Raw genomic sequence first — 19,759 nt, 5'->3', positions numbered from 1 at the left:
TCACTGATTAATCACTAGCTAAGTCTTTTAAATTGAAGAGAAAGGGAACACTACTGTTACTATCTCCCCCCATGACTAAAACTTTGGGCATTTGTGCGCCACCAGTTTTCCAGGCTTCGATCGCTTCTTTTTGTAGCACTAATTCACCCCCCTTGAGCTTTCAAGGTTTCTGCTAACAACCTTTGAGCTTCGGCTTTACCTTTAGCACGGTTAATATCAGCTTGCGCCTCTTGTTCGGCTTCTTGAGCAATATAAACAGCCCTTTGTGCTTTTTGTTCGGCGATCTGTTTATCTTCTACCGCTTTGGCAAATTCAGGAGAGAAGTTCAGATCGATGACACTGGTATCTAGGACAATAATACCGTACTTTTCTAAACGAGAATTGAGAGCATTATCAAAGTCTTCTTTGAGTTCACTTCGTTGGGTAATGGCCTGTTCTACAGTACGTTTTGCTGCTGCTATTTTGAATGATTCTTGGGTTTGAGGGGCAACAATTTTAGAAACAATATTTTGTAGGGTTCCTTGGGTGCGTCGAATAGTAACAACTTGCACGGGATCAAGACGAAAGTTAATGGCAAAACTTGCACTTAAATCTTGTAAATCTTTGGTTGCACTCTGAGCCGGAACTTCAAACTTCTGCACGGTAACATCATAAACATCCACGGCAGACACTAAAGGTGGCTTAAAATGAAGTCCCTCTAATAATGCCCCATTTTGAGCTTTTCCTAAAACACTTAAAACCCCTGCTTGTCCAGGGTTAATCACAACAAATGAATTGAAACTAATCACTACTAATAACGCAGCAATAATACCACCCAATAAGGGTTGCAAACTTGGGGATGATTGACGACTCACAAATGTTTCTCCTTAATCCTAACCTAGTTCTGATTTTAGCTGTTATTGGCCTGTTTATGTGTAACGAAAAATAACCAGACTGAGTTCGGAGTTCGGAGTTCGGAGTTCGGAGTTTGGATTTGGATTTTTTTTTACCAATGATTCAGTGTTGAAGACTCCTGATGTTGACAAGTTTTCTATAAATCTTTTTATCTCAAACCCAGACGACAAAAAATAGGAGATATATACACTTAGCCTACCGTTACTTTCTTTGAAATAATATAAAAAAGTAGTATGCTTTGTCAACCCCCATTCTTCCGTTATTCATTTTTGCTGATTTATTATCACTGTGAACATTTTTTTGAGATTTTGTATTCAATGTTACTATTTTTTGGGTTATTTAGATTATATTATATACAAGTATAATACATACTTTTATATAAGTTTAAGTTATATTTGTTGACTGGTAGGGGTTTAGCATTGCTAAACCCCTACGAATAAAACTAACCTTTGATCAGGGGACGACTAACAGTAGTGGGAAATATTTGTTTAAACATCAATTGACGTTCTTTGGGTGATTTTGGTCCAAAGTTCCAGAGGCTTTCATAGAAGAAGAAAGAGACACCTGCAAACTTTTGATTACGAGTTGCTTTTACTTGGTTGTTGATGCGCTGCATGGGAACGGGACGACCTTTTAAACCGGACAAAACCCCAACAGCGAAGGGGATACGTGCTTTAGCTTGTCGGACTTCGGGTCGATTAATTTCCCGTTGAAAATCTACCATATTTGGGCGATAAACTTGTAAGACTAATTCTTCAACAAGTCCTTTTCTTTCCCAAGCGTACCAGTCTAAAAGAAAACAATTTTTTGAGAAAGTTTGAGGGTTAGGAGAAACAGAAACCATGATATCAGGTTTAACTGCTTTGACTGCGGCAAAAACTTCTCCCATATATTCGGTAATTTTTTTTGCTCTCCAGTTAGTCCATTCTGTCCAAGCTGCGTCTTTAGCTAAACAATTATTACGTCCCATTTTTAGATAACTAGGGGTTGCGGGGGGACGTTTTCCATTATGTTCTTGTTGATAGATTTGCACTGTAACATCATCGTAACCAAAATCAAAGGGAATACCGAAATGATCATCTACTTGGATGCCATCAATATCGTAATTAGTAACAATTTCAATTAATAAATCGGTTAAAAATTCTTGAACTTCAGGGTTAAAAGGACTTAACCAAACTCTTTCATGGGTATTCCCTTCTAACCACATGGTGCTATTATCTTGTCGTTTAGTTAACCAGTCTGGATGACGTTTAGCCAACTCCGAGTCTTTCGGTGCCATAAATCCAAATTCAAACCAAGGAATAACAGACATTCCTTTTTCATGACCTTGTTCAACAATTTCTTTGAGTGTATCTCGACCTTGCAGGCCAGGTGTGGGGTCTAAATTTTTACCGACAACAGATTGAGCAACTTGGGAAGGGTATAAAGTATAACCCCAGTTCCAAACCGTAGGATACAAGGTATTAAAGTTAAGTTGAGAAAGAGTATTGATGCTTTCGGTTAGAGTTTTTGAATCAAGCAAGACTTGACTATCAACATTAGTCAACCACACCCCTCTTATTTCTGCTGGTTGCTCACGAGACTGGGCAGAAAAAGGATGTGTAAAGGGAATTAAGGTTAAATAGATGCCAAAGCAAACTAAAAAAATTAGCCAACCTTGACGACCCCAACGACGACTAAATTTAACCAGCGCATTAGCACTTTTATCAAATAGGTTTTGTTTCATAGTTTTCAGATAACTAAGCAGGAAACATAAAGTAGAATCCTCATTCTAGCGATAATCGGGATCTCGCAACAGTAGAACACCAAGCTACGTCTACAGAGAAATAGCATTATAAATAGTTACTATAAAGATGAAATTTCAAGAAATCGTTGAAAAACTAGGTTTTTTAGTCACTGAACATAGTTTAAGCACTTATAAAGATAATAATCCCGATATTATAGGCGTTGCTGCTGTTAGTGAAGCCCAGGAAAAACAGCTAAGTTATATTGAAGGTCCCAAGTTCGCTGCTATGGTGTCTAAAACCGCTGCCAGTGCCTTGATTTTGCCCCGTGACCAGGGGTTACAGCAAGAAGCGACAGGAAAAGGTATTGCTTGGTTAGCGACCCCAGAACCCCGTTTAACCTTTGCTCACGCCATTAAATTGTTTTATCAACCCTTTCGGCCAACCCCTGGTATTCATGAAACCGCAGTTATCGATCCCAGTGTCACCTTGGGCAAAGATGTTTATATTGGTCCCCATGTCATTATTCAACAGGGGGTAAAAATTGGTGATAATGCTTGTATTCAGGGTAATGTTGTTATTTATCCCGAAGTGACTATAGGCGATCGCACCTTAATCCATGCTAATTGTACCATCCACGAACGGGCGCAAATTGGAAAAGATTGCGTTATTCACAGTGGAGCCGTTATTGGGGCCGAAGGATTTGGCTTTGTTCCCACCCGTGAAGGTTGGTTTAAGATGGAGCAGTCTGGTTATGTAATTCTGGAGGATGGGGTAGAAATCGGCTGTAATAGTGCCATCGATCGCCCGGCTGTGGGAACAACTCGTATTGGTCGTAATACAAAGATGGATAACTTAGTGCATATTGCCCATAACTGTCAAATTGGGGAAAATTGCGTTATGGCTTCTCAAGTTGGCTTAGCTGGTGGTGTTACCTTGGGTAAAAGGGTAATTTTAGCCGGACAAGTGGGTATCGCGAACCAAGCCAAAATAGGAGACGGTGCGATCGCAACAGCACAAACAGGTATTCCCAGTGATGTAGCCCCTGGGGAAATTGTTTCTAGTAGTCCAGCAGTTCCCAATAAGTTATATTTAAAAGCATCTGCAATCTATAAAAAGCTACCCGAGATGTATCAAACGTTGAAACGGTTACAGAAAAAATTAGAAGAATAAAGGGGGGGGAGTGTCAATTTTTGCACTGTATCTTTACGAAGACTTTAAAGTTGGGTAAGATATTTGCAATGTACCATTGATTTTTCCTATCCTGCGTACAACAAACTTAGTATTTTGTAACAAAAGGAAACAAAACTTATGAAACGATTGTTCGCCTTAATTCTCGTTGCTGCCCTGTGGTTCAGCTTTGCCCCCACTGCAACAGCCGCTTATGATAATTTGACCCCTTGCAGCGAAAACCCCGCTTACCAACAAAAATCTAAAAACTTCCTTAATACCACCAATGATCCTCTATCTGGTCAAAAACGTGCTGAACGTTATGCAGAGGCGTTATGTGGTCCTGAAGGCTATCCTCACCTAGTAGTAGATGGTAACTTCGCTCACGCTGGAGACTTTACCATTCCTGGGTTGATGTTCCTTTATATCGCTGGTTGGATCGGCTGGGTTGGACGCGCTTATTTAATCGCTGTCCGCGATGAGAAAAACTCTGAGATGAAAGAGATCATCATCGATGTTCCCCTAGCTATCAGCAAAATGTTAACTGGTTTTATTTGGCCTGTAGCTGCTTTCCGAGAATTAGTCACTGGCAAATTAACCGCTAAGGACAGCGAAATCAACGTATCCCCTCGTTAATTAAACACCATTTGTACTTTTTTCATTGATCATCAATTGTTTGGAGAACTAAATTCATGGCAGATTTTACAAAGTTTTTGTCCACCGCCCCTGTTCTAATTATGGCATTGTTAACCTTTACCGCAGGGATTTTAATCGAGTTCAATCGTTTCTTTCCGGATCTTTTGTTTCACCCTTTAGGTTAAAAAATTAAGCTACAATTCACCCCTTTAGCTGATAATTTTTTAAACATTAATGAGTTTGAAAGTTTCACAATAAAATTTTTGGAACAAGGTATAAATCCTTGTTCCAAATTTTTTTGTACATTGGAACTCCGAATCTCTGGAATGTCCTAATTACTAAGAATCATCTTAAAATTACTGGGAGGTGCTACAGTTAAGCCACGTCTCACAGCTTTAAGGGGACGAGAAGAAGGAAGCTTTAATTTATGTTTTGATAAGATAGTATATAAAACTATTTTCATCTCCATTTTGGCTAATTCCATACCGATACAGCGACGACTTCCCCCACCAAAGGGAAAATACTCATAGGGAGAGAAGTTTCTTTCTAAAAACCTTTCTGGACGAAATTGTTGAGAATTAGGATAAATGTCTTCTCGATGATGAACTAAATAAATTGCAGGAGCAAATACTGTCCCAGGTTTAAACTGATAGCCCATTAATTCTAGGGGAGTTTGTAAAACACGAATAAATGTGGTTAACAGCACTGGATAAATACGTAAAGTCTCCTTACAAACTGCATCTAAATAAGGTAACTTCACAATATCCAATAAGTCAGTATTATTATTCAAATTTGAGAAATGAAATCGCAATTTATCTTCAACATCTGGACAAAAATGAATCCAATATAAAGCCCAGGTTAAAGCAGAAGCAGTTGTTTCATGGCCTGCAATTAAAAGAGTAATCAATTCATCGTGTAATTCTTGATCACTCAGGGGTTTTCCTTCTTCATCCTTAGCCAACATTAACAGGGTTAAAATATCTGTTCCTTCGTATTTTTTTTGTTCACGGCGTTCTCTAATTTCGGTGTAAATCAACTCTTGAATCTCCGCTTTTATTTGCAAAAAACGTCCCCAAGGAGTCCAATTACCCCAGTTTTTTCTCAGCCAAGGAAAGAAAATAAGTATGGCATTAGCAGGACTATCAAAAAAAGATAACCAAGACTTTAATAATTCTTGTAAGCGTTGATAACGTTCTCCTTCTGTGATACCAAAAACAGCTTTTAAGATTACTTTTAAAGTAATTTCTTGCATTATGTCACGAACATTAAAAGATCTGTTTATTTGTAGTTTATCCGTAACCTTATCGCTAATAGAGTAAATTAAATTTGCATAGCTTTTTAGTCTTTCCCCATGAAAAGGAGGCATCAATAATTTTCGTTCTCTTCGATGTCTTTCCCCCTGTAAAAATAGCAAAGAATTATCACCTAATAAGGTGCTTAAAAAGCCACTACCTCCTCCGGTTTTAAAATCAGTTTTGTCCCTAGTTAATATTGTTTGAATTCCTTGGGGATTGCTAATATAAACAAAAGGGGTTTCAGATTTACCAGCAACAAAAATATCCCCGTATCTTTGATAATTATCTTCTAGATAATCTAAGGGATAAAAAATAAGTTTAAACAGTCTTAGTAGTCGTGGTTGAGAAAGGGTCGGTGGTAAATTCATAATCAGTCTAAATACTTAAAACTATAATAATTAATTCTTGAATTACTGAAGGTTAAGTTAGGTCAATGATTATTAACTATAGTAACATAAACCAATATTTATTATCAAAAGTCAATGTTTCGCAAATAAGTTATGATTGAGGGATAAAAAATAGATAAAACTTGACCTTAATCAGTTACAATGGATACAGAATTATTTGCTTAGGGAAAGTCGCTATGCAGCCAAGTCGTAGCCAAGGAATGGAAATCCAGAAGATAACAGGACTAGAACCTAGACATTTTGCCGATTTAGTCAGAGCATCTCAACTGGTTTTTGACCCAACAGGAGGTGTTTTTGGCCGACGTTTGCACGTCGATTGGTCTGTGTTTGGATTATCTCCTCATATTATTGATAATTTGAGAAAATTAGGGGAGAAGTATCAATATTCTTCTCCTCATGTACCAATGGAAATTATCTGGGTTCAATTAACCCCAGAAACTCGTAGTTGGTTCATAGATCATAAAGATAGATTATGGGAAATAGAAGAAGCTTATCCTCCCATGGATGAAGATTAAAGTTTCGTAGACTTAGTGAGTCTGTCCCGCAGATGGTTATTTAAATAATCTACAATTTTGAAAATAAAATGCGGGACTTTTTTGGTTACTTATATTTTAGTTTCAAAACTAAGATAGGAAAAGCTAGAATAAAAGTCGCTACATTGGTCATAATCACAGGAATATCCCCAAGAAATAATCCATAAACAATCCATAACAATACACCTCCGCAAAATAGCAAAAACATCACCAAAGAAATGTCTTTTGTCGAGCGAGTTTTCCACGTTTTTAACATTTGTGGAAAGAAAGAAATAGTGGTTAGAGTTCCTGCTAATAAACCAATCCAAGTAATCGAATCCATAGCTCAGTAGTGGGTTTTGCTGAAAAATTCCAATAGGGGACAATAATAATAAAAATATAATAATTATTATGCCCAAGGCCGATTTAAGGTAAACTCATGATGATTGCGATTAAATCATGATATTAACCCTTATGAACCAGTCTAGCACTTATGTCTCTAACCAGCAAAAACTACACCCGAATTTCTCACAAAATCTGCGATCGCCAAACACAGAAGCCTTACAGGAAGTGGGTTTGAACAGAGCGATCGCAGATTTCCCCAACCAACAGTCTGTTGTCAGATTTTAAGTTAAAATCAACCCGAATTAGACAAAGATGAAAAGATAAATCAATCACTCATTTTTCCCAAAAAATTATTAATAAAATCTCTAATAGTACTAGTGCAGCTTGGCGAAAGTAATCCACCAGATTTTTACAGAAACTTTCGTGACTAGCCACGACAATGTGTTTCAATGAAACTAACGGAAGAATCTCGAAGTTGATGTCCATGATAAAAGCATTGCCAATTAACCTCTCCAACCTACAGAAAACAGTACTCCAACAAATAGTGAGAGGGACAACAAACCCCTATCGCCTTGTTAGACGAGCCAAGCTAATCTTAGCCGCAGCATCAGGAGAGAGCAATAGTTCGATTAGTCGAAGATTAGAATTAGACCGAGTACAAGTGCGTCAGTGGCGATCGCGATGGTTTGAGGAGAGAGAAAAACTGAGTGCCGCCGAAGAACAACAGGTAACGGAGAAAGCATTAATGGTCTTGATCAAAGGAATTTTAAGCGATCGCCCAAGACCTGGAACAACAAAATCCTTTACGGTCGAACAAGTAGTCCAGATTGTAGAGATCGCTTGTGAAGAATGTGAAAAATCAGACAGACCAGTGAGCCATTGGACACCTTCAGAGTTGGCGGATGAAGCCATAAAAAGAGGAATTGTCGAAAAGATTTCCCCCCGTAGTGTGGGGCGTTTTTTAAAAAGAAGCGACATTACAACCACATCTCGTTCGTTACTGGTTAAATGCCAAAATTGATGATCCCTTAAAATTTAAAAAGCAAGTCAAATATATCTGTGAACTTCATCAAGAAGCTAAAACTTTGTTAGAACAAGGAATTCATTTAATTACTACAGATGAAATGACAGGGATTCAAGCTCTTGAGAGATTATTTCCGAACAAAAGAATCAAGCCTAAACAAGTAGAAAAAATCGAATTTGAATATGAAAGACACGGAACTTTAAGCTTGATTGCGAACTGGGATGTGGCAAGAGGAAAAGTTGTTAGTCCCTCTATTGGACCGACAAGAACAGAACAAGATTTTTCTGAACATATCCAGAGAACGATTAAGATTGATGAAAAAGCAGAATGGATTTTTATTGTAGATAAACTCAACACTCATAAATCGGAAAGCTTAGTCAAATTAGTAGCAGAAAGCTGTGGAATTACTATTGATTTGGGGAGAAAAGGAAAGGAGGGGATTTTGCAATCTATGGACAGCAGAGCAGATTTTTTATCAGATGAATCTCATCGAATTCGCTTTGTTTATATTCCCAAACATACATCGTGGCTTAATCAAATTGAGTGTTGGTTTTCGATCTTAGTCAGGCGTTTACTCAAAAGAATTACTGTCCGTTCAACTGAAGAACTATCCCAAAAAATTCTCAATTTTATTGATTACTTTAATCAACATTTTGCTAAGCCGTTCGTTTGGAAATTTAAGGGCTTTAAAGATCATAAGTAACTGGTGGATTATTTTTGCTAAGCTGCACTAGATTGTTAGAATAAAATATGCTATAATTTAATTAGGGTTTGCTGAATAAAAGCAAAACCCTATTCTTTAAAAGGTTACACCCATATTCGCGATCGCAAAAAAGATCAGCTTTGTCGGCTACAAACCGCTATGATTGGTAGAAACACCTCCCAGTTGCTGGTCAAGAACAAATGTATCGAAAAGAGGAGCAACCTTTACCGCCCCCAGAAAAATTTGAATTACCTTTCGAGGGCAAATTGTCCCCCAATAATCGTTGGGTAATCATGGCAGAGTTGATACCTTGGGATGATTTTGAGGAAGAATATGCTAAACTTTTTTCAGCAGAAAAAGGTGCGCCAGCCAAACTATTTAGAATGGCATTAGGGACATTAATTATTAAGGAAAAATTAAGAACAAGTGATAGAGAAACTATAGAACAGATTAGAGAAAATCCTTATCTACAATACTTTATAGGTTTAAATTGTTATCAACAAGAGCCACCACTGGAATCTTCAATGCTAGTTCATTTTAGGAAAAGAATTGATAGAGAATTGATAAACAAAATCAATAAAAAAATAGTAAAAAGAGAAATAGACAAGAGTGATAAAGAAGTAAAAAAAAAGGATTGTCTCCAAGAAAAAAGAGAAAAAATAAAAAATAAAGGTAAACTAATTTTAGATGCGACTTGTGCGCCAGCAGACATCAAATACCCAACGGATTTAGGCATATTAAATCAAGCCAGAATTGAGACAGAAAGAATAATAGATAATCTTTATAAACCATTAAGAGTAAAATTGAGAAAAAAGCCGAGAACTTCTAGAATAATTGCTAGAAAGGAATACTTAAAAGTAGCTAAAAAACGAAAAGTATCTTATCAAGAAAGAAGAAAAGCTATCGGGAAACAGTTAAAATACCTTAAGAAAAATTTAGGAAATATAGAAGACTTAATTCAAGCTGGGGCTTCCCTGGAAAATCTGAGTAAAAGACAGAAAAATTGTCTAGAGACTATCAAAAAAGTTTATGAACAACAACAGTCAATGTGGGAGAATAAGACCCAGAGTGTTCCTCAAAGAATTGTAAGTTTAACTCAACGGCATATTCGTCCAATAGTGAGGGGAAAAGCAGGAAAACCAATAGAGTTTGGAGCTAAACTCTCAGTAAGCTGTGTAGATAACTATGTGTTTCTAGACAAAATAAGTTGGGAAAACTTCAATGAATCTTGTCATTTAAAAGAACAAGTAGAAAAGTATAAAGAAACGTTTGGCTATTATCCCGAATCCGTCCATGTAGATAAAATTTATCGAACTAGGGAAAACAGAAATTGGTGTAAGGAAAGAGGGATAAGAATCAGTGGTCCGAAGTTAGGAAGACCTCCGAAAAATGTCAGTGAAGAAGAAAAGAAACAAGCCCACTCCGATGAATGCTTCCGTAATGCTATTGAGGGAAAGTTTGGACAAGCTAAACGAAGATTCAGCCTAAATCTCGTGATAACAAAACTCCCTGAAACCTCCATTACATCTATTGCTATTACATTTTTAGTTGTCAATCTTTCTAAACTTCTGAGGCAGCTTTTGTCGCTTTTTTTGTCCTTATTTACTAATAATAGAACAGGGGAACTCATCAAACCGCCTTTCATTAATTTTGATTATACCTTAAACAATTTTTATGTGCTAAAACTTATTGATTTGTCAGAAAATTCTTGGTCAAAAGTGGCATAAATTTTGGAGAAACTTTTTCAGCAAACCCTATTTAACAACCTAAACTCCAGATGTAACGGAGTAAACAAAAGAATACTTGAGTTAGACATAGAAAAGTGTTTTGACAGGATTAACCACATCTCAATTATGGAAAGGGTAATAGCCCCCCAGACAATTAAGAATGGGATATGGAGATGCCTAAAAGCAGGTGTCAACCCAGAATTTCCAGAACAAGGAACCCCCCAAGGGGGGGTGGTGAGTCCTCTACTAGCTACCATCGCTCTAGATGGTATAGAGAATCTTCATAACTCCATCCGTTATGCGGATGATATGGTTCTCATTTTAAAATCAAAAGACGATGAAAACAAGATACTTAAGGATATACAGGAATTTTTAGCAACCAGAGGACTGAAAGTAAGCGAAAGAAAGACCAAGCTTGTCAAAGCGACAGATGGATTTGATTTTCTAGGTTGGCACTTTAAAGTACAAACCAACGGGAAATTTAGTTGCGTCCCATCAGAGGACAATTACAAAGCATTCCGTCAGAAAGTTAAAGATATCGTCAACTGCTCGAATTATGGGGCTAGGATTAAAGCTACTAAGTTAGCCCCCCTAGTCAGAGGATGGCGAAACTACCATAGGTATTGTAAAATGGACGGCTCTCGCTTCTCCCTTTGGGGAACTGTACACAGAGCATTCAAAGTCTTCAACAAAGAAAAGAAACTGAACCGATATACGGCAACAGAACTTATCAAGAAGGCTTTTCCAGCAGTACCTTACAGTAAGAATCGTCACGTCAACGTCAAAAGTAACAAGTCTCCATACGATGGGGACACGGTTTACTGGAGTAAGCGTAACAGCAAACTCTACGACGGAGCAACCTCTAAATGTCTGAAAAGACAAGACCATTCATGTGGATATTGTGGACTGAAGTTTACAGATGATGAGAGGGTACACCTCCATCACATAGATGGAAACCACGATAACTGGAAACCAAAAAATTTAATGGCAGTCCACCATAGCTGTCACCAGCACATCCACATGGGCAAGACTGAAAAAGTCTAGTTTGTCGGGAGCCGGATGCGGTGAAAGTCGCACGTCCGGATCTAAATGAGAGGGGCGAAGCGTAATAGCTTCCCTCGACTCAACCTAAGTCTCTGTTACCTCTCGAGCGGTGCCAAAATCGATTAAAACTAATTGTCCCGTAGAACGCAACATAATATTGGAAGGCTTAATGTCACGATGAAAAAAGTTATGATGATGAATCTCTTCTAAAATTCTTAATAGCTGCATTAACCACTGAATGGCCATCTTTTGGGAAATACACTTACCTCGCTGAGCAATATACTGGCTCAAATTTAGCCCCTCTATTTTTTCCATTACCAAACAATACAGGGGCTTATCACTATTTTTCACGAAAAATGTGAAATGGGCATCTGGTTCAACTTTGGGAATCCCTGGATGTTTCAGACGACTCAAAACATTAACTTCTCTCTCAAACAGTTCAACATACTTAGGGTGATTATGGAGAAGAACTTTAAGAACCTTATAGATTGGTTGATTTGTTTGGGATTTTTGGGGATTACTATCCAGTACCTCGTAGGTTTTACCGAAACCGCCACCGCCTAGTTCTTTAAGAACACGATAACGTCCATCAAGCAGTAACTCAGAGCCACAGCTTTGACAAAATAAGGAAGTATCCTGGTTTTCAGGGTTAGAACATTGGGGGTTAATGCAGACGCTCATCTGGACTTGCCATGGGTCAATCTTTCTCTAGTGTAGACTGCCAGATTCAGTTATACACTAATTTTTCTCAGGTTTCATTAGATATTAATAATTGGGAGTAGAATTTTTAGTTAAATCCCAAAATAAATGATATAATGAGAGGTTGGAGTATTTATTTGATTATTTTTATGAGTTTAACCGCTAACGAAAAACAAACTCTGATTAGTGAATATCAGGTTCACGAAACCGACACCGGTTCGGCTGATTTACAAGTCGCTATTTTAACTAAGCGCATTACCCAATTGACCGATCATCTTAAGCAAAATCCCAAGGATCATGCTTCCCGTAGAGGACTCCTAAAAATGATTGGTCGCCGTCGTCGGTTATTGGCTTATATCAAGGGCAAAGATACCAATCGTTATCAAGCCTTGATTGAACGTCTTGGCATTCGTCGTTAACTTTAACTTTACTTGAGGCAAAGGTTGGAAGGGGGAAGACAGAAAATTTGCTGTATCTTGATTCTTCCCAAACCTCCCAAACTTAGGTTATACACCAGCATGGCCTAAAGCTAATCCAGCCACTAACATCCCCAAAACTAAAAAGGGTTGTGCGCTGGCTTGGTATTTTACATCGTTTTCTAAGGGATTACGCAAGAAATACATATCCTGAAAGGTGATTTGAGGAATTACTAATAACAGCACCATAGTAGCATAGAGATTTTGATGGATGTAAATTAAATAAGCCCCAATACCAGCTTGAAACACATCGATCATAATCACACACAGCCAAGCTGCGGTGTTAACCCCAAACATCACAGGTAGGGATTTTAAACCCAATTGGCGATCGCCTTCCACACTCTTAAAATCATTAACCACAGCAATACCTAAACCGGCCAGGCTATAAAAGAGGGTCAAAATAACAATAGTCCAGTTTAACTGTCCAAATAAAGCATGGCCAGCCCACCAGGGTAAAGCAATATAACTTGCCCCTAAAGCATAATTTCCTAACCAACCATTTTGTTTTAACTTTAGAGGTGGGGCTGAATAAATGTAGGCGAGAAATGCCCCTCCGATGGTTAAACACAACATAATGGGGAACTCGTGGCCAACCCATCGATCTAGGCCAAAACTTAAAGCTAGTCCCAAACCCAATAACACCAAAATTTGTGTCACCACTTGGGGAACAGAAATAGCCCCAGAGGGAATGGGACGATAGGGTTCATTAATAGCATCAATTTCGCGATCATAAAAATCATTGATGGTTTGGGTGTATCCGGCCATCAACGGACCTGACAACAACATACAAGCAGCGGCCATCAAAAAGTTTTCTAGGGTCCAGGTATAATTTCCTGATGAGGCTGCCCCACAAACCACACCCCAGATTAAAGGTATCCAAGTAATGGGTTTCATTAACTGTAGGCGTAACTTCCATATAGAAGTTTCTCCAGCACTAGCCCCTTTCATCCCTAATAATTGACGGGTTTTGCTGCTTTGTTCGTTAACATTTGAAGTAGAAGAATCAGACATAGGTGAATGGATAATGGGTAATGGATGATGGATAATTAATCGAACCAACCAATATCGTCATTGGTCAATGGTTTGCTGGTTACAACTGGTGCAGTAAAGGGTTCTAACTCCTTTGCTTGACGGGTTAAAGCTGTTTCTTGTACCACCAATTCGGGGGGTGAATCAGTGGATACCAGAGGTAATGGTTCTTGTTGTAATTTAGCTTGTAAACTAGCAATGAGTTCATTTTTTTCTGCTAATTCCACTGCTAATTCTTCTTTTTGTTGCAGTTGGGTGTAAAGTTTCTCAACTAATTGTTTTTGTTCGTTTAATTGAGATTGATAGTTCTCTGCTGCTTGTAGTTCATTTTGGAGACGACGACTCAATTCTCTCTCGTCTTTAATTTCAGTTTCTAAGGTTTTAACTTGATTGTTTAAGCTATCAAATTTTTTTTTCTCTTCTTGTAAAGCTTGGTTGAGTTGAGTAATTAGTTCATCTAACTGTGCTTTAGTCATCCGACTGCGATTAGTTGGAACTGTGGAAATTTGTGTTGTTTCAGTAATAGTTTCTGAAGGGCTTTTTGCTTCTTCTCGTAATAAATCTGATAAGCTTTTTTTAGTCATAATTAAGTCCAATCCCGTTGTAATTCTTCTACAACTCGACGATAATCGGCTTGTGCTTCTTTGGCATTTTTGCCACGCCATTCGGTAATAGGAACCCCGTCTAAAACCGCTCGCTCATGGGCTTTATATTGACGGATAAAGGCATGACAAGCAGGAATTCCCAATTCCAGTAAGGTGTTTTGAGCCTCTAGGGTTTCCTTTAAACTGCGGGAGTCTACTTTTGTTAATAATACCCGATGAGCGACCTTTAAGGGCATAACCGTGGTTTTAACTGTTTCGATCAATGCTGTTAAATCCATGGCCGCTGGGGGGGTGGGTAGGACTAGATAATCAGCACAAGCGATCGCCGATTTTAAGGCTTCGGATCGTAGTGCCGGAGGGGTGTCAACAACAATAACCTCATAATCTTCTATGCTACGCAGTTTTTCGAGAATTTTAGGGTTATTTTCTTCGGTTAAATCAAAATCAATCCCCTTTTTACCTCGTTGAGTCCACCAACTGGCGGAACCTTGGGGATCGGCATCCACCAATAAAACCTCTTGTTTTTCAGCCAAAATAGCAGCCACATTGACTGCAGTGGTTGTCTTCCCTACACCCCCTTTACCATTGATGATGCCAATAATGGTGGTTTTGGAGGAGCTAGACGCTAATACAGAATTCTCCTTGGTCATTTTTCCCTACATCAACCCATTCCATCATTATCTCATCTATGTGTTAGAGTTGCTGTTTATTCTCTATTTTGGCTTTCGTGAGATCCTCTAGGGTTTTGGCGATCGCCGGTAATTGTAAATAACTCGGATAAGTGCCTTCGTCTTTTATCCGTTTAATTTCCGTCTCAGGAATGGGTAATTGATGATGGGTAGCGATCGCCTTAACAATATCTCCGCGATCGATAATTCCGGCAACAGCACCGGCCGGAGATAATACGCTAAGGGAACGTTCGTGAATAGCCTCTAATTTCTCAATAACAGTAACTAAGGGGGTTTTTTCCCCTACTGAGGGAATGGTATTCAAAGGACGAACAACGTCCCATAGGGTTACGGTATCCCACTGACTGCGCTCGATATTTTGTAAATCTTCAACAACAATTAAGCCTCGATAACGGCCTTCTGAAGCGGCAAAATAAACCATATGATCATGGAGTTCACTGAGAAGATAGTTTTGAGCGAATTGAAGTAAGTTCAGATGAGTATTAACCACTCTAAATTCTCGTTCCATAATCTCACTAGCGGTAATGCTTAAGAGACTTTCTTGTAATTCAGTAATGTTCTTATAATTCTCTGCATTGCGTCGGACAAACCAACCGATAAACACTATCCAGAGTCCACTTAATGATCCTGTTAGCAAGATGATCAATAAACCGAAACTAATACCCAACCAACCGATTAATTGACCACTGGCCGCAGCCCAACGAACTCCTGTAAAGCGATCGCCTTTTATTTTCCAGACGATGGCTTTAAGAACTTGTCCTCCGTCTAAAGGAAGGCCAGGAATTAAATTAAAAATCCCTAGCACTAGATTAATTCTTGCAGTATCTTCCGTCATATAAACAAGAAGACGACCGATAGTGTCTGAGTTATTAGAGGAGCGAAGACTATAGGACACAGTAAATAAGAGAATAGATAATCCCAAACTGACCAAAGGACCTGCGCTCGCTACCCAAAATGCTTCTGTGGGGTTGTCTGATTCTTTTTCCATCGCTGCTACTCCCCCGAACAAAAAGAGGGTTATGGAGTTAACATTTATGCCTTGAGTCAATGCCACTAAACTATGACCTAATTCATGGAGAAGTACAGATATGAAGAGGAATAAAGCGAGAATTAGCCCTGCTATCCAAGCCAACCACAGATGCTCAACTAGGTTAAGTTGAGTGATTTCTTGAGAATTAACTAGGGTAACTAATCCCAGAATAAAAAACCAGGAAGAATCAATATAAAGCGGTATACTCAATAAAGAACCTATTTGCCATTTTCCGTCCATGATCAAAGGGAATCTATTTTTTTATTTTTCTTAACAATTTTCAGGCTAAGGCTTTTAAGCTTCAAATTTTAGCCATCAAGTTCTTGATTATTTTTTTGACAATCAATTCCTCATTAATATTTTAACGTAAACTTGTCTTCTCGAATCATTCAGCTTATTTAGGAGAGGAGATAAGAATGTTTAAGATAATCTTTGATATTTTGTCTAATTTTTGGGATTACTTAACACTATTTTTTGTATAGTTATCATTAGGCTAATAAGTGGATTATCATCTGCTCAAATAAGAGTAGGGCGATATCTAGTCATATTATTAAGTATTACAATAAAATACTAAAAGCTAGAAAACATCAAAAACTTACAATTATTAGGTTTGAGCCTGGGATCTATGAAAAAAAAACAGTCTTTTCTACTAAATACTGCTAGATATAGGAGAAAAGACTGTTTTTGCTTGATGACGGCACTGCTCAAAAACAGGTAATTAACGATATTTTCTAAAGACTAAAGTCACGTTATGACCACCAAAGCCAAAGGAATTAGATAAAGCTACATCAATCTCTAGAGGACGACTCTCATAAGGTACATAATCAAGATCGCAGTCTGGATCAGGATTATCTAAATTAAGAGTTGGGGGAATGCGATCGTTAGCGATCGCCATTAGGGTAGCTACAGCTTCGATCCCTCCAGATCCCCCTAATAAATGACCGGTCATGGATTTAGTGGAACTGACAGCAATGGCATAAGCACGATCTCCCAAAGCCTTTTTAATGGCTTTGGTTTCGGTAACATCGTTAGCTGCGGTACTGGTGCCGTGAGCATTGATATAAGTTACTTGTTCGGGAGAAATACCCCCATCTTTGAGGGCTAACTCCATGGCACGGGTAGCACCGGCACCATCTGGGACAGGTGCCGTCATGTGATAGGCATCACAAGTCATGGCATAACCCACCATCTCTCCATAAATTGTTGCCCCTCGTGCTAAAGCGTGTTCTAATTCTTCAAGAATTAAAATTCCTGACCCTTCCCCCATAACAAAGCCATCTCGATCTTTATCAAACGGGCGACTGGCCTTTTGAGGCTCATCGTTACGGGTTGATAAGGCTCTAGCTGAGGCAAAACCAGCCAAGGATAAGGGGGTAACAGAAGCCTCAGTGCCACCACAAATCATGGCTTTCGCATAACCCCGTTGTACCAGACGAAAGGCATCCCCGATGGCATTAGACCCGGCAGCACAAGCTGTCACAGTACAAGTGTTCGGGCCCTTCGCTCCTGTATTAATGGCGGTTAAACCGGATGCCATATTGCCTATCATCATGGGAATCATAAAAGGACTACAACGACTCGGGCCTTTGTTGAGATAAACTTCTTGTTGATCTTCGAGAACTTTGATTCCCCCCACTCCTGTACCGATGATTACGCCAATTTGTTCAGCATTAAGGTCATTAATAACTAACTTAGAGTCAGCCAATGCCTGTAAACTGGCGGAGACACCAAATTGAGCAAAACGGTCCATCCGTTTTGCTTCCTTGCGATCTAAGTAGTCCTGGGGGTCAAATCCTTTCACTTCCCCAGCAATGCGACAAGCGTGTTTAGACGGGTCAAAATTGGTAATCTCAGCGATACCACTTTTTCCATTCATTAAACCTTGCCAATAATCTGTTAGGGTGTTGCCAATGGGGGTGATTGCACCTAACCCCGTTACCACTACTCGCTTCAATTGTGAATTTGTCATGATTTTCCCTTATTAAAAGATGGATCTACCCAGCATTGCACTTAGGAGGGAGGATGGGGGGATCAAAATACTTAATACTATTATTAAGCCTAAGCCTGTTTTTCTTCTATGTACTTAACAGCAGCTTCGACTGTAGCAATGTTTTCGGCTGCTTCGTCAGGAATTTCGATCTCAAACTTGTCTTCTAGAGCCATTACTAATTCTACTGTATCTAGAGAATCAGCCCCTAAGTCATTGGCAAAGTTGGCATCTTTAGTCACTTTGTCTGCTTCGACTTCAAGTTGTTCGACGACGATTTTTTGTACTTCTTCAAATATTTGTTGGTTCATTAATCTTTGAGTTTACCGCTAACAACCTCGTCGGACTAAACATGACGAGGAGGAAATGGGGCGGAATTTACCATTTCCTAGAATTGACTTTACAGTTAAGGTTTATTCAGCATTATTCATATTAGTTTAAGATTGCTCTTTTTGAAAGACCATCAATAAGCGAGAAGCATAAGCTCTCCCTTTCCCAAGGCAATGATATTTAATTTTTGTTAATTACTATTGACAAAAAAAACTTAACGTGCATATAAAGTAAAGGAGTCAGGGAGGGGGCAGCACTTGCGCAGCTAGACTATTTTATACTTTGATCATTTTATTACACATTTCTCAAACTATTAATTTATTCTGTAACAATTTTCCTGCCTCACTAACCATAATAATCTGGCGATCGCGTCCAAAGAGAATTGAACCAATATTAACATCAAAATCTATATAGTTTTTAACATAATTCCTGCTCCTTTTGTCAATAGTTTCTGCTAAAGAATTATAAATCCTTGCCGTCCAATTATAATTATTTTCTGCATCTATTTTCATCAATAACTGTAATCCCTCTTCTGTAGTTTTACAGTCTAATAATTGTTGTAAAATGGCAGTTTCCAATCCCATCTTTGCACCATGAGTTATTAATGTTTCTATTCTTCCATCGGCTAAATGATGATGAGTATGAAAGATTCCTCCTGCTAATTTTATCAGTTTGCCATGATAACCTAATAATAAAATATCCTCTATTTCTTCCCTAGCTGCTGTTACTAATAATGCGCCTAACCAGTTAGCAGTTTTGATTGAATTTTGCTCTTTTATTCCCATTTGTTTAGCAAGGTTTAACCCATTTTCTCCTATACAAAATACTAAGGTATCAGATTGTTTTGCTTTTTCTCTTAATTCTTGTTGATAACTCTCTAATTGATCGGGAGAACTCAAGGGTTGAGATATACCAGAAGTTCCCAATAAAGAGAGTCCTTCCACTATTCCAAATGCTTCGTTTGATGTTCTTTTTGCTAACTTTTTTCCTTCGGGTAAAATAATTGTGACAATTATAGTTTCTCCTAGGTTTAAATATTGTTTTAAATTACACTTTAATAATTGATTTGCGTAGGAATAAATAGCAGGGTAATTATTATTCTTGATCTGTTTACCTATTCCTTCTCCTCCTTTGATTATAATTTGTTCCTTCTCATTATTATCATTATTTTCTTTTAGTTCAACTATTGCCCATATTGGCGTATTCCTGGTCAAATCTAAATTAGCTCCTGGAACACTTACCGTAATAGCTAATGCAGTATTTTGCTTGATTCTAGCTACTTGTTGAATAGGGATAGTTACTGTTTTCTTTGGTTCTATTAAATCTAGAGAAACTGTATCACTGTGATTTTTATTTTGTAAGTGCCATAAGGCAGCGATCGCCGATGCACAAGCAAAGACAGGTAAGGTATAACCAGATAGATTTTGAATCAT

21 protein-coding genes and 1 pseudogene are annotated in these 19,759 nt (G+C 38.3%); 10 read left to right on the top strand and 12 right to left on the bottom strand.

The genetic code is table 11. From position 1 onward, the window contains the following. Positions 1-7: 7 nt before the first annotated feature. Both CWATDRAFT_RS00305 and CWATDRAFT_RS00300 read right to left on the bottom strand, forming a co-directional pair. Positions 8-854, bottom strand: a pseudogene (locus CWATDRAFT_RS00305) (prohibitin family protein). Positions 855-1,336: 482 nt separating this feature from the next. Beyond that, positions 1,337-2,620, bottom strand: a complete 1,284-nt coding sequence (locus CWATDRAFT_RS00300) for a glycoside hydrolase family 10 protein (protein ID WP_007303091.1) — start codon at positions 2,618-2,620, stop codon at positions 1,337-1,339. Positions 2,621-2,747: 127 nt separating this feature from the next. Between CWATDRAFT_RS00300 and lpxD the strand changes: the two genes are divergently transcribed. From lpxD to psaJ, 3 genes are all read left to right on the top strand, one after another. Then, entirely contained in the window at positions 2,748-3,791 is a 1,044-nt protein-coding gene (gene lpxD, locus CWATDRAFT_RS00295) for a UDP-3-O-(3-hydroxymyristoyl)glucosamine N-acyltransferase (RefSeq protein ID WP_007303090.1), read from the top strand. Between the two features lie 138 nt (positions 3,792-3,929). Continuing rightward, the gene (locus CWATDRAFT_RS00290) at positions 3,930-4,424 is read left to right on the top strand and encodes a photosystem I reaction center protein PsaF, subunit III (RefSeq protein WP_007303089.1); all 495 of its coding nucleotides are present in this window, start codon (positions 3,930-3,932) and stop codon (positions 4,422-4,424) included. Between the two features lie 56 nt (positions 4,425-4,480). Further along, entirely contained in the window at positions 4,481-4,609 is a 129-nt protein-coding gene (gene psaJ / locus CWATDRAFT_RS00285; protein WP_007303088.1) for a photosystem I reaction center subunit IX, read from the top strand. A 146-nt stretch (positions 4,610-4,755) separates the two neighbouring features. On the opposite strand, the gene CWATDRAFT_RS00280 is transcribed toward psaJ, so the two are convergent. Then, a complete protein-coding gene (locus CWATDRAFT_RS00280) occupies positions 4,756-6,087 on the bottom strand; it encodes a cytochrome P450 (protein WP_007303087.1) in 1,332 nt (443 codons plus the stop codon). Between the two features lie 215 nt (positions 6,088-6,302). Here CWATDRAFT_RS00280 and CWATDRAFT_RS00275 point away from each other — a divergent pair, with 215 nt between their 5' ends. Then, positions 6,303-6,641 (top strand): hypothetical protein, encoded by a 339-nt coding sequence (locus CWATDRAFT_RS00275; protein ID WP_007303086.1) that lies wholly within the window; start codon positions 6,303-6,305, stop codon positions 6,639-6,641. An 85-nt stretch (positions 6,642-6,726) separates the two neighbouring features. Here CWATDRAFT_RS00275 and CWATDRAFT_RS00270 read toward each other — a convergent pair whose 3' ends face one another. Continuing rightward, positions 6,727-6,981: a SemiSWEET transporter gene (locus CWATDRAFT_RS00270; protein WP_021830395.1), complete on the bottom strand. Its 255-nt coding sequence runs from the start codon at positions 6,979-6,981 to the stop codon at positions 6,727-6,729. A gap of 131 nt (positions 6,982-7,112) precedes the next feature. Between CWATDRAFT_RS00270 and CWATDRAFT_RS36795 the strand changes: the two genes are divergently transcribed. The 5 genes from CWATDRAFT_RS36795 to CWATDRAFT_RS00250 all read left to right on the top strand — a co-directional run bounded on the left by CWATDRAFT_RS36795 (position 7,113) and on the right by CWATDRAFT_RS00250 (position 11,481). After that, positions 7,113-7,268 (top strand): hypothetical protein, encoded by a 156-nt coding sequence (locus CWATDRAFT_RS36795; RefSeq protein ID WP_157134019.1) that lies wholly within the window; start codon positions 7,113-7,115, stop codon positions 7,266-7,268. Between the two features lie 154 nt (positions 7,269-7,422). Continuing rightward, on the top strand, positions 7,423-8,004 hold the full coding sequence (locus tag CWATDRAFT_RS00265; RefSeq protein WP_007303067.1) for a helix-turn-helix domain-containing protein: 582 nt from the start codon (positions 7,423-7,425) through the stop codon (positions 8,002-8,004). Positions 8,005-8,068: 64 nt separating this feature from the next. Then, positions 8,069-8,710, top strand: coding sequence for a transposase (locus CWATDRAFT_RS00260; RefSeq protein ID WP_007303085.1), 642 nt, complete (start codon positions 8,069-8,071; stop codon positions 8,708-8,710). 200 nt (positions 8,711-8,910) lie between these two features. Then, complete coding sequence (locus CWATDRAFT_RS00255) at positions 8,911-10,437, top strand: IS5-like element ISCwa2 family transposase (protein WP_007303084.1); 1,527 nt, start codon at positions 8,911-8,913, stop codon at positions 10,435-10,437. 3 nt (positions 10,438-10,440) lie between these two features. After that, positions 10,441-11,481, top strand: a complete 1,041-nt coding sequence (locus CWATDRAFT_RS00250; RefSeq protein ID WP_007303083.1) for a group II intron reverse transcriptase — start codon at positions 10,441-10,443, stop codon at positions 11,479-11,481. A gap of 84 nt (positions 11,482-11,565) precedes the next feature. On the opposite strand, the gene CWATDRAFT_RS00245 is transcribed toward CWATDRAFT_RS00250, so the two are convergent. After that, entirely contained in the window at positions 11,566-12,162 is a 597-nt protein-coding gene (locus CWATDRAFT_RS00245) for a serine/threonine-protein kinase (protein ID WP_007303082.1), read from the bottom strand. A gap of 167 nt (positions 12,163-12,329) precedes the next feature. Here CWATDRAFT_RS00245 and rpsO point away from each other — a divergent pair, with 167 nt between their 5' ends. Beyond that, positions 12,330-12,599, top strand: coding sequence for a 30S ribosomal protein S15 (gene rpsO / locus CWATDRAFT_RS00240; protein WP_035827972.1), 270 nt, complete (start codon positions 12,330-12,332; stop codon positions 12,597-12,599). A gap of 87 nt (positions 12,600-12,686) precedes the next feature. Here the strand turns inward: rpsO and chlG are convergent, their stop codons facing one another. The 7 genes from chlG to cbiD form a co-directional block, all read right to left on the bottom strand. Beyond that, positions 12,687-13,667, bottom strand: a complete 981-nt coding sequence (chlG, locus tag CWATDRAFT_RS00235) for a chlorophyll synthase ChlG (RefSeq protein ID WP_007303080.1) — start codon at positions 13,665-13,667, stop codon at positions 12,687-12,689. A gap of 35 nt (positions 13,668-13,702) precedes the next feature. Then, the gene (locus CWATDRAFT_RS00230; RefSeq protein ID WP_021831401.1) at positions 13,703-14,269 is read right to left on the bottom strand and encodes a hypothetical protein; all 567 of its coding nucleotides are present in this window, start codon (positions 14,267-14,269) and stop codon (positions 13,703-13,705) included. Positions 14,270-14,271: 2 nt separating this feature from the next. Then, positions 14,272-14,940, bottom strand: coding sequence for a ParA family protein (locus tag CWATDRAFT_RS00225; RefSeq protein WP_007303078.1), 669 nt, complete (start codon positions 14,938-14,940; stop codon positions 14,272-14,274). Between the two features lie 43 nt (positions 14,941-14,983). After that, on the bottom strand, positions 14,984-16,249 hold the full coding sequence (locus CWATDRAFT_RS00220) for a site-2 protease family protein (RefSeq protein ID WP_007303077.1): 1,266 nt from the start codon (positions 16,247-16,249) through the stop codon (positions 14,984-14,986). Between the two features lie 478 nt (positions 16,250-16,727). After that, complete coding sequence (fabF, locus tag CWATDRAFT_RS00215) at positions 16,728-17,978, bottom strand: beta-ketoacyl-ACP synthase II (RefSeq protein WP_007303076.1); 1,251 nt, start codon at positions 17,976-17,978, stop codon at positions 16,728-16,730. An 89-nt stretch (positions 17,979-18,067) separates the two neighbouring features. Further along, positions 18,068-18,307 (bottom strand): acyl carrier protein, encoded by a 240-nt coding sequence (locus CWATDRAFT_RS00210; protein ID WP_007303075.1) that lies wholly within the window; start codon positions 18,305-18,307, stop codon positions 18,068-18,070. Between the two features lie 324 nt (positions 18,308-18,631). Further along, positions 18,632-19,759: a cobalt-precorrin-5B (C(1))-methyltransferase CbiD gene (gene cbiD / locus CWATDRAFT_RS00205; RefSeq protein WP_007303074.1), complete on the bottom strand. Its 1,128-nt coding sequence runs from the start codon at positions 19,757-19,759 to the stop codon at positions 18,632-18,634.

It is taken from the genome of Crocosphaera watsonii WH 8501 (assembly GCF_000167195.1).
GTDB lineage: Bacteria > Cyanobacteriota > Cyanobacteriia > Cyanobacteriales > Microcystaceae > Crocosphaera > Crocosphaera watsonii.
The sequence above is the reverse complement of the archived record's forward strand: the minus strand, read 5'-3'. Positions and strand labels throughout refer to the sequence as shown.

What these genes read in the sequence shown, in the direction of transcription:
- CWATDRAFT_RS00300 (WP_007303091.1), bottom strand. Translation starts at nt 2,620, where the DNA reads ATGAAACAAAACCTATTTGATAAAAGTGCTAATGCGCTGGTTAAATTT.
- lpxD (WP_007303090.1), top strand. Translation starts at nt 2,748, where the DNA reads ATGAAATTTCAAGAAATCGTTGAAAAACTAGGTTTTTTAGTCACTGAA.
- CWATDRAFT_RS00290 (WP_007303089.1), top strand. Translation starts at nt 3,930, where the DNA reads ATGAAACGATTGTTCGCCTTAATTCTCGTTGCTGCCCTGTGGTTCAGC.
- psaJ (WP_007303088.1), top strand. Translation starts at nt 4,481, where the DNA reads ATGGCAGATTTTACAAAGTTTTTGTCCACCGCCCCTGTTCTAATTATG.
- CWATDRAFT_RS00280 (WP_007303087.1), bottom strand. Translation starts at nt 6,087, where the DNA reads ATGAATTTACCACCGACCCTTTCTCAACCACGACTACTAAGACTGTTT.
- CWATDRAFT_RS00275 (WP_007303086.1), top strand. Translation starts at nt 6,303, where the DNA reads ATGCAGCCAAGTCGTAGCCAAGGAATGGAAATCCAGAAGATAACAGGA.
- CWATDRAFT_RS00270 (WP_021830395.1), bottom strand. Translation starts at nt 6,981, where the DNA reads ATGGATTCGATTACTTGGATTGGTTTATTAGCAGGAACTCTAACCACT.
- CWATDRAFT_RS36795 (WP_157134019.1), top strand. Translation starts at nt 7,113, where the DNA reads ATGAACCAGTCTAGCACTTATGTCTCTAACCAGCAAAAACTACACCCG.
- CWATDRAFT_RS00265 (WP_007303067.1), top strand. Translation starts at nt 7,423, where the DNA reads ATGTGTTTCAATGAAACTAACGGAAGAATCTCGAAGTTGATGTCCATG.
- CWATDRAFT_RS00255 (WP_007303084.1), top strand. Translation starts at nt 8,911, where the DNA reads ATGTATCGAAAAGAGGAGCAACCTTTACCGCCCCCAGAAAAATTTGAA.
- CWATDRAFT_RS00245 (WP_007303082.1), bottom strand. Translation starts at nt 12,162, where the DNA reads ATGAGCGTCTGCATTAACCCCCAATGTTCTAACCCTGAAAACCAGGAT.
- rpsO (WP_035827972.1), top strand. Translation starts at nt 12,330, where the DNA reads ATGAGTTTAACCGCTAACGAAAAACAAACTCTGATTAGTGAATATCAG.
- chlG (WP_007303080.1), bottom strand. Translation starts at nt 13,667, where the DNA reads ATGTCTGATTCTTCTACTTCAAATGTTAACGAACAAAGCAGCAAAACC.
- CWATDRAFT_RS00230 (WP_021831401.1), bottom strand. Translation starts at nt 14,269, where the DNA reads ATGACTAAAAAAAGCTTATCAGATTTATTACGAGAAGAAGCAAAAAGC.
- CWATDRAFT_RS00225 (WP_007303078.1), bottom strand. Translation starts at nt 14,940, where the DNA reads ATGACCAAGGAGAATTCTGTATTAGCGTCTAGCTCCTCCAAAACCACC.
- CWATDRAFT_RS00220 (WP_007303077.1), bottom strand. Translation starts at nt 16,249, where the DNA reads ATGGACGGAAAATGGCAAATAGGTTCTTTATTGAGTATACCGCTTTAT.
- fabF (WP_007303076.1), bottom strand. Translation starts at nt 17,978, where the DNA reads ATGACAAATTCACAATTGAAGCGAGTAGTGGTAACGGGGTTAGGTGCA.
- CWATDRAFT_RS00210 (WP_007303075.1), bottom strand. Translation starts at nt 18,307, where the DNA reads ATGAACCAACAAATATTTGAAGAAGTACAAAAAATCGTCGTCGAACAA.
- cbiD (WP_007303074.1), bottom strand. Translation starts at nt 19,759, where the DNA reads ATGATTCAAAATCTATCTGGTTATACCTTACCTGTCTTTGCTTGTGCA.